The sequence below is a fragment of the Caulobacter flavus genome, from assembly GCF_003722335.1.
Taxonomy (GTDB): Bacteria; Pseudomonadota; Alphaproteobacteria; order Caulobacterales; family Caulobacteraceae; genus Caulobacter; species Caulobacter flavus.
Genome location: NZ_CP026100.1, coordinates 135,239 through 147,630, shown reverse-complemented (window position 1 = coordinate 147,630; position 12,392 = coordinate 135,239). Strand labels below are relative to the sequence as shown.

Below are 12,392 nucleotides of genomic sequence, written 5' to 3'. Positions count from 1 at the left end.
GCAGAAGTCTGAGCGGCTGAACGATGGATCCTGGGCACAAGGCCCAGGAAGGCGACTCAGTTAGAGCCTGGGACCTAACTAGCCCCGGAACGCCTCGACCAGGGCCGCGGCGGCCGCCTTGGGCCGGCTGGCGTCGTCGAACGGCGCGGAGGCGTCGCTGGCGTTCTCGCCCCTCAGCCACGAATCCTTGTCGCGCAGGCCCCACAGAGTGAAGGCGAAGCGCTGGCGCTCCGGCAGGGCCATGAACGCCTCGGCCGCCTCGCCGTAGGTGCGGGCCTGGCGGCGCTCCAGCTCGGCCCTGCCCAGCAGCTTGTTGTCGGCGCGGACCAGCGACACGTCGAGCTCGGAGACGTGGATCGGCAGGCCAAGGCTGGCCAGATCCTTCATCATCGTGGTGATCTCGCCGGGCCGGATGTCGGCGGCGACGTGCACCTGCGTGCCGATGCCGGTCAGCGGCGCGCCCGAAGCCAGCAGCCGCTCGGCCAGCTTCATGAAGGTGGCCCGTTTGCGGGGCATGTATTCGAGATTGTAGTCGTTGAGCAGCAGGGTCGCGCCCGGATCGGCCTCGCGCGCGGTGCGGAAGGCCAGCGCGATGTGCTCGAAGTCGCCCAGCCGTTTGGACCACAGGCTGGTGCGCCAGCCGTCGCCGTCCTCGGCCACGGCCTCGTTGACCACGTCCCAGCCCACGACCTTGCCGCGATAGCGGCCGGCCACGGCCAGGATGTAGTTTCGATAGGCCTGTTCGAAGCTGACCCGGTTCTCGTCCAGCCGCTCGAACGCCTCGGGCGCCTGGGCGTACCAGACCAGCACGTGACCCAGCAGCGCCATGCCGTTGTCGGCGGCGAAGGCGGCGATCCTGTCGGGCGCGTCGAAGCGGAACGAGCCGTCCGGCTGGACGATGTACTCCATCTTCATCTGCCACTCGGGCGTCAGCTGGTTGACCTGCCGGCGCAGCAGCGCGGCCAGGGCCGGGTCGTCCAGGTGCAGGGCCTGGACCGAGGATCCGATGCGGAACGGGACGATCGTCTTCAGCGGCGGCAGGTTCGCCGGAACCGGCTGGCTTTGCGCCTTCTGGCCGCAGGCGGCCAGCGCCAGGCTGGAGCCGAGCAGGGCGCGGCGTGAGACGTCGGACATGAAACCCTCGCGGCGATCTGTCGCGACGAAAGCACGCGGAGGTTTGGGAAGGGTGAACCGCCTGCGGCGGCCCCCTCAGTCGCTTCGCGACAGCTCCCCCAGCGGGGGAGCATCGTGCTGGCTAGATCCTCCCCCTCTGGGGGGGGCAGAGGGCCGTAGGGGGTCAGCGCCCGCCCATCGCCGCGCGGCGCAGGCCAAGCTCGTCCAGCGCCGCCATTTCCAGCTTGCCGACCTTCTTGGCCAGGGCGGCCTTGGCGGTCTCGGCGACGTGTTCGTATTTCTTGAGGTTCTCGAAGGCCATCGACAGGGCGTCGCGGGCGCCGGTCTCCTCGATGGCGATCTGGTCGATCTCCAGCAGGGTCTCGGCGCGGCGCACCTCCAGGCCCTTGCGATAGCCGATCATGTACCAGCCGGCCGAGGCGTCGCCCTCGGCGTTGCGGATCTCGATCTCGGCCTCGGCTTCCATGGTCGCCAGCTTCATCTGCGCCGTCTCGCGGCGGTCGACCACTTCGGCCAGGCGCTTCTGCAGCGTCTCGACCTCGTGGTTCGAGAGGCGGATCAGGGAGGCGGCCCACTTGGTCATGCTGGCTTACTCGGTACGGACGGCGCCTAGGCGGCGCTTTGGAGAATCTGGCCGAGGAAGTTGAACGAATCGTCAAGACTCGTGGCTTCGTCGGGGTTCTGGCTGAGGAAGGCCTCGACCGCCGGATTGAGCTGGATGGCCCGGTCGACGGTCGGATCGGCGCCGGCGCGGTAGGCCCCGATGCGGATCAGCTCTTCCATGTTCGAATAGGCCGACAGCACCTGGCGGGCCGATTTGACGATGTCGCGCTCGTGCGGCAGCTGGCAGCCCGGCATGGTCCGGCTGATCGACTTCAGCACGTTGATGGCCGGGAAGCGGCCGCGCTCGGCGATCGAGCGCTCCATGACGATGTGGCCGTCCAGAATGCCGCGCGCGGCGTCGGCGATCGGCTCGTTGTGGTCGTCGCCATCCACCAGCACGGTGAACAGGGCGGTGATCGGCGCGGCCGTCGTGCCGTCGGCGCGGATCGGGCCCGGACCGGCGCGCTCGAGCAGCTTGGGCAGCTCGGTGAACACGGTGGGGGTGTAGCCCTTGGTGGTCGGCGGCTCGCCGGCGGCCAGGCCGATCTCGCGCTGGGCCATGGCGAAGCGGGTCACCGAGTCCATCAGGCAGAGGACTTCCAGGTCCTGGTCGCGCAGGAACTCGGCGATGGCCAGGGTCATGTAGGCGGCCTGTCGGCGGGTCAGGGCCGGCTCGTCCGAGGTGGCGACCACGACGATGGCGCGGCGCAGGCCCTCCTCGCCCAGGGTTTCCTCGATGAACTCGCGCACCTCGCGGCCGCGTTCGCCGATCAGGCCGACGACGACGGCGTCGCAGGTGGCCTCTTTCGCCAGCATCGACAGCAGCACCGACTTGCCGACGCCCGAGCCGGCGAAGATGCCCAGGCGCTGGCCCCGGCAGGTGGTGGTGAAGACGTTCATCGAGCGCACGCCCAGGTCCAGGCGCTCGCCCACCCGGCCGCGGGCGTGGGCCGGCGGCGGCGGGGTCTTCAGCGGATAGGGAACCTCGCCCTGCGGCAGGGGGCCAAGACCGTCGATCGGCTCGCCGAAGGCGTTGATGATGCGGCCCAGCCACGCCTTGGTCGGGCGCACGGTGGCGCCTTCGGGCATGATGCGGATCTCGGCGCCGGGGGCCACGCCCTCGACCGGGCCGAACGGCATGAGCAGGGCGCGGGTCTCGCGGAAACCGACCACCTCGGCCGGCAGCACCGGGGCGCCGATGCGCTCGATCTCGACCCGGGCGCCGACCGCCAGGCGCGTCAGGCCGCCGCGAGCCTCGATCAGGAGGCCGTTGACGGCCGCCACGCGTCCGAAGACGGTCAGCGGGTCAAGACGTTCGACGGCGGCGATGAGACTGCGCAAGACGGCTCCTGGAAGCGACCCGCGCAGACTCGGCCATCATGGTTAATCGGGCATGAAATTCAGCGTTCTCCGACGCCCAGGCGGGTGGTGAAGAATGTCGCAACCTGCCCGTTGAAATCGGCGTGGAAGGCGGCCCGGTCGAAGCCCGGAGCGCTTGCGCACAAAGGGGCGGGCAGCTGTCTGGCCGCCTGCGGGCCGCAGGGAGCCAGGAAGTCGAAATGTCGCGCCCCCGGCACGACCCGATAGTCGGGCGCGGCGGGCAGGGCGGCCTTCACGGCGCTGGCGTGGAACGGATCGGGCAGGATCTCGTCGTCGCCGGCTCGCCACAGCTGTAGCGGCTGGGTCAGGTCCTTCAGGCCGTCGCGGGTGAAGGTGTAGCCCAGGGCCGGGGCGGCCGAGACCACGGCGCGGATGCGGGCGTCGTGGACGAACGGCCGGGTCGCCGCGCCGGCCGGCATGGTCCCGCCGGCCAGCAGCCGGCACTCGTAGTGGGCCGGCCAATCGCGGCAGTGGGGCGGGACCTTGCCCAGGTCCGGCTCGCCGCCGGCCGCCGCCAGCACCGTGAAGCCGCCGGACGAGAAGCCGAAGGCCCCGACCTTGCTCGCGTCGATCCGCGCGTGCATCGGCGAGGCGTCGAGCATGTAGCCGATCAGGACCGACAGCTGGCGGGGGCGCTCGGCCATGTCCAGCGCCCGGCTCTGGTCGCGGTAGTTGTCGCCGGTGTGGGTCAGGGCCGCGACGACGAAGCCCTTCCTGACCAGGGCGGCGGCGGTGTCGTAGTGGCCGCCGAACCAGCCGCCGTTGCCGTGCGACATGACCACCAGCGGCAGGCCCTTGCCCGCGACCGGCGCGCCGGCGGCGACGGGCAGGGCCTCCATGCCGCCGACTGGACCGCTCTCGGCCGTGTCGGTGGGGTACCAGACGCCGACCTCGATCGGCGGTCCGGCCGGATCCGGCGCGGTCAGGCGCATGAAGCCGACGTGCGGCTCGGCGGCCCCAGGGGCGGCTGGAGCGGCGACGGGGCTCAGAATGAAGGCGGCGAGCAGGGCGGAAAGGCGAGGGGAACGCATGGAGGGCTCCGGTTGTCGATGACCTCTCGATGCGGCCCCAGGCCTTGCGCCGCCACGCCCGCTGCGTGAACGGGCGAACGGGTTCGCGAAGCGGCGAACGGCGCTATAGATCGGGCATGACTGCAGGAAACCCCATCCTGGGAACCGCCCGCGAGTGGGCGATCGACCTTTCCGTCGCCACGGCGCTGGGGGTGTTCCTGGGCGTGGTCGGACCGTTCGGCAGCTACTTCAACGGCCCGTCCTCGCGCGCGTGTTCTATTGGACCGGCTGTTTCTGGGCCGGGGTGGTGATCTTCGGCCTGCTGATCCGCCTGGCGATCGCCGGCGCGGCGTGGCTGAGGGCGCCGGCCTGGGTGATGGTCGGGGCGGCGATCCTGGTGGGCTGCGGCCTGCAGACCGCGGTGGTGGCTCCGCTGGCCTCGACCCTGTGGCCGTTCCTCAAGCACCTGTCGCCGCTGGACTGGTACGGCCAGTGCCTGGCGATCTCGGCGCCGGTGGCGGCGGGCTTCACCTGGCTGCGGGCGCGCCTGCAGGCGGCGCGGGTGGTCCCGGCGATCCCCGCGCCTGAGGCCGAGGCGTCCCTGGCCTCGTCCGTCGTCCTCTATCTGAAGATGGAGGATCACTACGTCCGTGTGCGCACCGAGACCGGCTCGCGGCTGGAGGCGGGGCCGTTGGCGCGGGTGCTGGCGGGGCTGTCGGGCCTCGACGGCCTGCAGGTTCACCGCTCGTGGTGGGTGGCGCGGCGGGCGGTGGTCGGGGTCGAGCGCGACGGCCGCAACCTGCGTCTGCGGCTGGTCGACGGCGAGGCCGCGCCGGTCGCCCGGGCCTCCGTGGCTCGCCTGCGCGCGGCCGGCTGGCTGGTCGACGGGGAATCGGCCGCGACCGGGTGACGCGGATCCGGGCCGGCCAAGCTTTCCACCACGCGCGGAAGGCGAAAAAATGGGTTCGAAATTCTCGCGACAGAACGCCGCAATCTCGCCCTAAAGACGAACGCCGCCTTGAGGCTTCTTAACGCGGTAACGACGCTCGATCCCCTGTTAACCCTTGGGTTTGCTGGTTTTTCACCACCCCAAGGCCGAGCTTGCAAACCGCCTGCGGCCAATGTGCGCAACGGATTTCTGGGCGCTTGCACCCGATTCGCAAATCATATTAACCATTTCGCCAGACGACGCGTTCACCATTAACCAGTCTTAAATTAACTGTCCGCCAGACTGGTGGACGGGTTTCACCGGCGGTTGTCTCCGCCTAGCTGTCGAATAAGCGCCGCCTCAGGGCGGGGAGGGTTTCATGCGGGTACTGTTGATCGAGGATGACAGCGCCACCGCGCAGACGATCGAGCTGATGCTGAAGTCGGAAGGCTTCAACGTCTACACGACCGACCTGGGCGAAGAAGGCGTCGACCTGGGCAAGATCTATGACTACGACCTGATCCTGCTCGACCTGAACCTGCCGGACATGAGCGGCATCGACGTGCTGCGCACCCTGCGCGTGGCCAAGGTCAACACGCCGATCATGATCCTGTCGGGCACGGCCGAAATCGACACGAAGGTGAAGACCTTCGCCGGCGGCGCCGACGACTACATGACCAAGCCCTTCCACAAGGACGAGATGATCGCCCGCATCCACGCGGTGGTCCGTCGTTCGAAGGGTCACGCCCAGTCGGTCATCAAGACCGGCGACATCATCGTCAACCTGGACGCCAAGACGGTGGAAGTGAACGGCAACCGCGTTCACCTGACCGGCAAGGAATACCAGATGCTGGAGCTGCTCTCCCTGCGCAAGGGTACGACCCTGACCAAGGAGATGTTCCTCAACCACCTGTACGGCGGCATGGACGAGCCGGAACTGAAGATCATCGACGTCTTCATCTGCAAGCTGCGCAAGAAGCTGGCGGCCTCGGCCCAGGGCAAGCACCACATCGAAACCGTCTGGGGCCGCGGCTACGTGCTGCGCGACCCGAACGAGCAGGTCAGCGCCGCCTGATTTTTCGCCCGCGCGAAACCCGAAATTCGACAGAGAACGCCCGTCGCACGCGACGGGCGTTTTTCGTTTTGGGCTCGCGTTTCCCGTGCCGGGCCAACGGGTTAACCATATCCGTGACAAAAGGTCCAAAGCACCGGATAGTCCTTGATCGACAGGCCTCGCGCCGTCATGTTCCGGCCCGACGATTGCTGGGGGGCTTCCCGGCCGTGCCTTTTCTGTACGAAAACGGCATCGCTACCGAACGGGGGACCGATGCAGGAATTTGATCCGCGACGCCCGACGTTGCGTCTCGCGCCGCGGCTGTTCACCGCCGTCGCCGGCCTGGCCGCCTTGGCCCTGGGCTGGAAGCTGACGGCGGGCGACGATCCGTCGACCGTGGTCGCCGCCCATGCGCCGCTGGACGCGGCCGCCATGGTGGCGCTGCAGCACGTGGCCTTCGCGCAGGCCGAGGCCCAGCCCGGCTTCGACCGTCCCGAAACCGTTTCCGTCAAGGTTCGCCCCGGCGAGACCCTGCAGGGCGCCGTGCAGCGCTCGGGCGTCGGCGCCGACGAGGCCAGCCAGGTCGTCAGCACGCTGCAGAGCGCCATGGACACGGTCAACATCAAGGCCGGCATGGCCTTCGAGGCCGCCATCGCCCGCCGCCGCGACAACGACCGCGGCCCGGCCCGCCTGGTGGGCCTGTCGATGCGCACCAGCCCGTCCTCGACCGTGACCGTCTCGCGCACCTTCGACGGCGCGCTGAAGCTGCGCGAGATCGAGGAAGAGGTCCGCGACGAGACCAAGGTCTCGTGCGGGGCCATGAACGGCTCGTTCTACGAGAGCGTGGCGGCCGTCGGCGGCAGCCCGGCCGTGATCAGCCAGGCCGCCAAGCTGTTCTCGCACAAGATCGACTTCTCGCGCGACATCAAGGACGGCGACCAGTTCTGCCTGGTGTTCGACCGCAAGGTTACCGAGAGCGGCCGCACCATCGAGGCCGGCGACCTGGAGTACGCCGAGGTCAAGGGCCAGCGCTTCTACGCCTTCGAGCGCGACGGCAAGACCCAGTTCTTCGACGAGAGCGGCAAGAACATCAAAGGCTTCCTGCTGCGCACCCCGGTCGACGGGGCCCGCATCACCTCGACCTTCGGCATGCGCCGCCACCCGATCCTGGGCTATGCGCGCGGCCACAAGGGCGTCGACTTCGGCGCCGGCACCGGCACGCCGATCCTGGCCGCCGGCGACGGCGTGGTGCTCGAGGCCAAGCGCTGGGCCGGCTACGGCAACTGGCTGCGCATCCGCCACGCCGGCAACTGGGACACGGGCTACGCCCACATCTCGCGCTACGCCAAGGGCATTCGCCCGGGCATGCGCGTCTCGCAGGGCCAGGTCGTGGCCTATGTCGGCTCGACCGGCATGTCGACCGGTCCGCACCTGCACTACGAGGTCTGGCTGAACGGCCAGCGCGTCAACCCGATCGGCGCCAAGGTGCCGCAGGGCACGGTGCTGTCGGGCGGCGAACTGGCGTCCTTCAAAGCCAAGAAGGCCCGCGTCGACACCCTGCTGGCCCAGGCCGGCCGCGCGGACTCCAACTACGCCCAGGCCTCGAACGCGGGCTCCAGCAAGGACACCCCGCGCCTGGCGCTGGCCGAACTGAAGTCGCCCCAGACCGGCAAGCTGCGCTAGCGCGCCAGCCTTGCCGCTCCGCCCATCAGCGGATCGCTGACCGAGTCCCTGCCGGTCTCCGCCCGCCCGGCCGCGCGGCGGCGCCAGGATGGGGCCTCGTCGCAGCGGGCAGAGAGGTCGTACCAGCCGCGGTCGGTCTTCCAGTCGCGGGCGCGGGTCTCGCCGGGCTTCAGGACAATGCGCCAGGCCTTGCCCGGCAGGCCCTCGACGGGCGCGACCGTCACCGTCTGCGAGGCCTGGCCGGTGTTGACGAGCTCCACCGTCACCGAGCGCCCGTCGACCGCCGGGGCGATCCGCAGCTCAAGTCCCTCGGCCGCGTCGCCCGCGACATGGCGGTGGAAGCCGTTCGGCCCCAGCAGCCAGAGGTCGTAGCTCCCGGCCGGCCAGGCGTCGGCTAGCCGCCCGCCCGCGCCCAGGGTGTAGCGGCGCGAGGGCAGGTCCAGCCGCAGGCGATCGTACACGTGCAGCACCGCCCCGGCCTGGCCGAGATTGGCGAGGTCCAGCGCAATCGCCCCGTCCTTCACCACCGCCTCGACCGCGAACCGGTAGGGTAGGGCGCGCGAGGGCCGCTCGCCCCGGGCCTGGACCGGCGCCTGCGGCGTGGCCGGCGTCGGCGGGGTGGTGGTCTCCTTCAGCGCCGCCGCGCGCCTTGCGGTTTCCGCCGTGGCCGGAAGGGGAGCTTGGGGCCGATGGTTCGGCGTCCTGAAGTCGAAGCACGAGGTCAGGTCGCCGCAAACCGCCCGCCGCCAGGCCGAGATGTTGGGTTCGGCCACGCCGAACCGCGTCTCCAGGAAGCGGATCACCGAGCTGTGGTCGAAGACCTGGCTGTTGACGAAGCCGCCCCGGCTCCAGGGCGAGATCACGTACATCGGCACGCGCGGGCCCAGGCCATAGGGCCGGCCCATCAGGTCTTCGCGTTCGGCCTTGGCCTCGGTGGGATTGCGCACCAGGTGATATTCGCCGGCCGTGTCGATGGTCGAGCCGCCCAGCGCGGCGCCGCCTGCCGTCTTCGAGGGCGGCGCCGGCGGCGGGACGTGGTCGAAGAAGCCGTCGTTCTCGTCGAACATCACCAGCAGCACCGTCCGCGCCCAGACCTTGGGGGCGGCGGTCAGGGCCCCGATCACCCGGGCGGTGTAGTCGGCGCCCTGGGCGGGACTGGACGGGCCGGGATGCTCGGAATCGGCCGCCGGGGCGATGATCCACGACACCGACGGCAGCCGCCCGGCGACGACGTCTTCGCGCAGCCTGTCCAGATGCCAGGTGGTCAGGGCCAGGTCCCGCAGCCGCCCATCCGAACCCGGCGAGCCCGCCCGGGCCTCGCGATAGGCGGCGAAGCCGGCCAGCGGGTTGTCGGTGAAGTTGTCGGCCATGTCCTGGTAGATGCGCCAGGTGACGCCGGCCTTCAGCAGCCGCTCGGGATAGGTGGTCCAGCGGTAGGATTCGGCGGCCCCGCCCTTGTCGGCGAAGTCGTCGTGCGAGTTGGAGATCGACGGCCCGCCCGCCTGGCCCGCGCCGTCGTTGGTTCCTGTCCACAGGAACAGGCGGTTGGTGTTGGTGCCGGTCTGGGTCGAGCAGTGATAGGCGTCGCAGAGGGTGAAGGTCTGCGCCAGGGCGTGCTGGAACGGGATGTCGGCCCGGTCGTAGAAGCCCATGGAATGCGGATGCTTGGCGATCGGCCAGCGGTCCATGCGGCCCTCGTCCCAGGCCTCCTGCGCGTCGGCCCAGCCGTGCGGCGTGCCCTCCACCCGCATATGCGCGAAGGACTGGGCGGTGTTCAGCGGGAACGGGGCGATCAGGTCGGGGCCGCCCGCCCGGCCGTAGGCCTGCAGGAACGCCGTGCCGTCCTTGCGGCCCGCCGCGTCGCGCACCGGAACGGGGAAGCGGTCGCCGAAGCCGCGCACCCCGGCCATGGTCCCGAAATAGTGGTCGAAGCTGCGGTTCTCCTGCATCAGGATCACCACGTGCTGGACGTCCTCGATCGTGCCGCCACGAACGTCGGCGTCGATGGCGGCCGCCCGGGCCAGCGACGCGGCGAGGGCGGGCGACAGGGCGCCGGCGGCGGCGCCTACCAGCAGGCCACGACGATCGATGACGGACAAGGCGCGCCTCCCTCAAAGCAAGCCTCGCCGATAGCACGCGCGGCTTGGCGGTCTCGTGACAGCGCGCGGGCGGTTGAAGCCGGGCCTCCGGAGGCCTAGAAGCGCGGCGAAGACCCGATCGCCGCCCCGCTTGCCGTGGGGCGGCGATGCTTTTTCCGACAAGGCCCGCACCCAGTGACCTCGCCCCGCGCCGACCTCTACCGCGACCGCCGCTTCGTCATCGGCATGGCGGTGCTGTGCTGCGTGCTGTGGGGCAGCGCCTTTCCGGCGGTAAAGGCCGGCTACGCCCTGCTGCACGTGGCCAAGACCGACACCGCCGCCCAGATGCTGTTCGCCGGCTGGCGGTTCCTGGCGGCGGGCGCGATCCTGCTGGTGCTGGCGGGGCTGACCGGCAAGTCGCTGGTCCCGCCGCGCGACCAGGCGCCCAAGGTCGTGGCCCTGGGGATCGTCCAGACCACGGTGCAGTACGTATTCTTCTACATCGGCCTGGCCCACGCCACCGGCGTGAAGTCGTCGATCATGAACTCGACGGGCGCCTTCTTCGGCGTGATCCTGGCCCACTTCCTCTACGCCAACGACCGCCTGACCCCGCGCAAGGCGCTGGGCTGCCTGCTGGGCTTCCTCGGCGTGCTGGCCGTGAACCTGGGCGGCAAGGGTCTGGACTTCGAGTTCACCCTGCTGGGCGAGGGCTTCGTGGTCATCGCCGCCTTCGTGCTGGCCGCCGCCGGCATCTGGGGCAAGACCATCTCGCAGAAGATGGACGCCATGGTCATGACCGGCTGGCAGCTGGCCATCGGCGGCGCGGCGCTGCTGGGCATCGGCTTCGCGTTCGGCGGCCGGCTGGAGGGTTTCGACGTCCGCTCGCTGGCCCTGCTGGCCTACATGGCCGGCCTGTCGGCGGCCGCCTTCGCCCTGTGGAGCCTGCTATTGAAGCACAACCCGGTCGGCATGCTGGCGGTGTTCAACTTCCTGATCCCGGTGTTCGGGGTCCTGCTGTCGGCCCTGTTCCTGCACGAGCCGGTGCTGGCCTGGAAGAACGCCGCCGCCCTGGCCCTGGTCTGCGGCGGCATCTGGCTGGTGACGCGCAAGGGCCGGGCGGCGGCATAAAGTCCTCCGACGCCCGTCATTCCCGCCCTTGTGGCGGGAATGACGCGAGGTGGGAAAGCGAAGATCAGTCGAACACGATCACCGATCGCGCCAGTTCGCCGCGCTTGAGCTCCTCGAAGGCCTCGTTGACGTCCTCCAGCTTGATGCGGCGGGCGATCAGCTCGTCCAGCTTCAGCTTGCCGTTCATGTAGAAGTCGACGAAGCGCGGCATGTCCACCGGGAAGCGGTTGGAGCCCATATAGCTGCCCTGGATCTTCTTCTCGCCGAGGAAGTCGGGGCCGTGCAGCTCGATCATCGTGCCGACCGGGATCATGCCGATGATGTTGGCCGTGCCGCCCCGGCGCAGCATCCTGAACGACTGCTCGGCGGTGGCCTTCAGGCCGATGGCCTCGAAGCTGTGATGCACGCCGCCGCTGGTCAGTTCCTGCACCTGCTTGACCACGTCGCCGTCATTGGCGTCGATCACGTCCGTGGCCCCGAAGGTGCGGGCCAGGGCCAGCTTCGAGGGCTGGCGGTCGATGGCGATGATGCGGCCCGCGCCGGCGATGGCCGCGCCGTTGATGGTGGCCAGGCCCACCCCGCCGCAGCCGATGACGGCCACGGTCTCGCCCGGCTGGACCTTTGACGTATGGATCACCGCCCCGATGCCGGTGGTCACCGAGCAGCCGATCAGGGCGGCGCGGTCGAACGGCATGTCCTTGCGGATGGCCACGCACGCATGTTCGTGCACCAGCATCAGTTCGGCGAAGGAGGACAGGTTCAGGAACTGGGCCATCGGGCCGCGCGCGCCGCCCAGATCCTCCTTGAAGAGGCGGGGCTCGGCGCCCTTGGGCCGCTTGGTCTCCGAGCTGGTGCACAGGCTCATGTGGCCGGTGAGACAGACCTCGCAGTGGCCGCAATAGACCGACAGGCAGGTGATGACGTGGTCGCCGACCTTGACGGTGCGCACCTCGTCGCCGACCGCCTCGACGATCCCGGCGCTCTCGTGGCCCAGCACGGCGGGCAGGGGATGAGGGTAGGAGCCTTCGACGAAGTGCAGGTCCGAGTGGCAGACGCCCGCGGCCTTGGTGCGGATCAGGACCTCGCGCGGGCCCGGCTTGCCGATGGCCACGTTCTCGATGACGAGGGGCTTGCCCACCTCGCGCAGCACCGCCGCCTTCATCCGCTCGTCTCCCGCTTTATGGTTGTGCGGCAGACCCTAGCCCCGGCGGAGGGGCGAGCGGAAGAGGCTATCGAAACATTTGTTTGAAGTGATGGTTGCGTTGCCAGGGTGTGCTGCCGCGCGCCAGCAAGTTTTTGCTTCCCTGGGCCTCGTGCCCAGGGTCCATCGTCCAGCCGCTCAGACCTTTTCAAGACGGCCGAGGTCTGAGCGGTCGCCGGCATGGGCCCTCGCC

11 protein-coding genes are annotated in these 12,392 nt (G+C 69.8%); 5 read left to right on the top strand and 6 right to left on the bottom strand.

The annotated features are described in order from the left end of the window. Positions 1–78: 78 nt before the first annotated feature. From C1707_RS00830 to C1707_RS00815, 4 genes are all read right to left on the bottom strand, one after another. Positions 79–1,134 (bottom strand): endo-1,4-beta-xylanase, encoded by a 1,056-nt coding sequence (locus C1707_RS00830; RefSeq protein WP_101712310.1) that lies wholly within the window; start codon positions 1,132–1,134, stop codon positions 79–81. Between the two features lie 163 nt (positions 1,135–1,297). After that, on the bottom strand, positions 1,298–1,717 hold the full coding sequence (locus C1707_RS00825) for a flagellar export protein FliJ (protein WP_101712311.1): 420 nt from the start codon (positions 1,715–1,717) through the stop codon (positions 1,298–1,300). Between the two features lie 26 nt (positions 1,718–1,743). After that, positions 1,744–3,078, bottom strand: coding sequence for a flagellar protein export ATPase FliI (gene fliI, locus C1707_RS00820; RefSeq protein WP_101712312.1), 1,335 nt, complete (start codon positions 3,076–3,078; stop codon positions 1,744–1,746). Positions 3,079–3,137: 59 nt separating this feature from the next. Then, positions 3,138–4,148 carry an alpha/beta hydrolase family protein gene (locus C1707_RS00815; RefSeq protein ID WP_101712313.1) on the bottom strand — a complete coding sequence of 337 codons (1,011 nt, stop codon included), beginning with the start codon at positions 4,146–4,148 and terminating at the stop codon, positions 3,138–3,140. A gap of 116 nt (positions 4,149–4,264) precedes the next feature. Here C1707_RS00815 and C1707_RS26515 point away from each other — a divergent pair, with 116 nt between their 5' ends. The 4 genes from C1707_RS26515 (at position 4,265) to C1707_RS00800 (ending at position 7,792) form a co-directional block, all read left to right on the top strand. Beyond that, positions 4,265–4,438: a hypothetical protein gene (locus tag C1707_RS26515; RefSeq protein WP_240633835.1), complete on the top strand. Its 174-nt coding sequence runs from the start codon at positions 4,265–4,267 to the stop codon at positions 4,436–4,438. Continuing rightward, positions 4,399–5,037 carry a LytTR family DNA-binding domain-containing protein gene (locus C1707_RS00810; protein ID WP_240633834.1) on the top strand — a complete coding sequence of 213 codons (639 nt, stop codon included), beginning with the start codon at positions 4,399–4,401 and terminating at the stop codon, positions 5,035–5,037. Before C1707_RS26515 ends, C1707_RS00810 begins: the two co-directional genes overlap by 40 nt. Before the next feature lie 397 nt (positions 5,038–5,434). After that, positions 5,435–6,130 (top strand): response regulator transcription factor CtrA, encoded by a 696-nt coding sequence (ctrA, locus tag C1707_RS00805; protein ID WP_058347205.1) that lies wholly within the window; start codon positions 5,435–5,437, stop codon positions 6,128–6,130. 252 nt (positions 6,131–6,382) lie between these two features. Beyond that, positions 6,383–7,792: a M23 family metallopeptidase gene (locus C1707_RS00800; RefSeq protein ID WP_101712314.1), complete on the top strand. Its 1,410-nt coding sequence runs from the start codon at positions 6,383–6,385 to the stop codon at positions 7,790–7,792. Here C1707_RS00800 and C1707_RS00795 read toward each other — a convergent pair. Continuing rightward, a complete protein-coding gene (locus C1707_RS00795) occupies positions 7,789–9,891 on the bottom strand; it encodes a phosphocholine-specific phospholipase C (RefSeq protein WP_101712315.1) in 2,103 nt (700 codons plus the stop codon). The genes C1707_RS00800 and C1707_RS00795 overlap by 4 nt on opposite strands. Before the next feature lie 225 nt (positions 9,892–10,116). Between C1707_RS00795 and C1707_RS00790 the strand changes: the two genes are divergently transcribed. Continuing rightward, on the top strand, positions 10,117–10,998 hold the full coding sequence (locus C1707_RS00790) for a DMT family transporter (RefSeq protein ID WP_101712405.1): 882 nt from the start codon (positions 10,117–10,119) through the stop codon (positions 10,996–10,998). A gap of 64 nt (positions 10,999–11,062) precedes the next feature. Here the strand turns inward: C1707_RS00790 and C1707_RS00785 are convergent, their stop codons facing one another. Beyond that, complete coding sequence (locus C1707_RS00785; protein WP_101712316.1) at positions 11,063–12,160, bottom strand: Zn-dependent alcohol dehydrogenase; 1,098 nt, start codon at positions 12,158–12,160, stop codon at positions 11,063–11,065. Between the last annotated feature and the right edge of the window lie 232 nt (positions 12,161–12,392).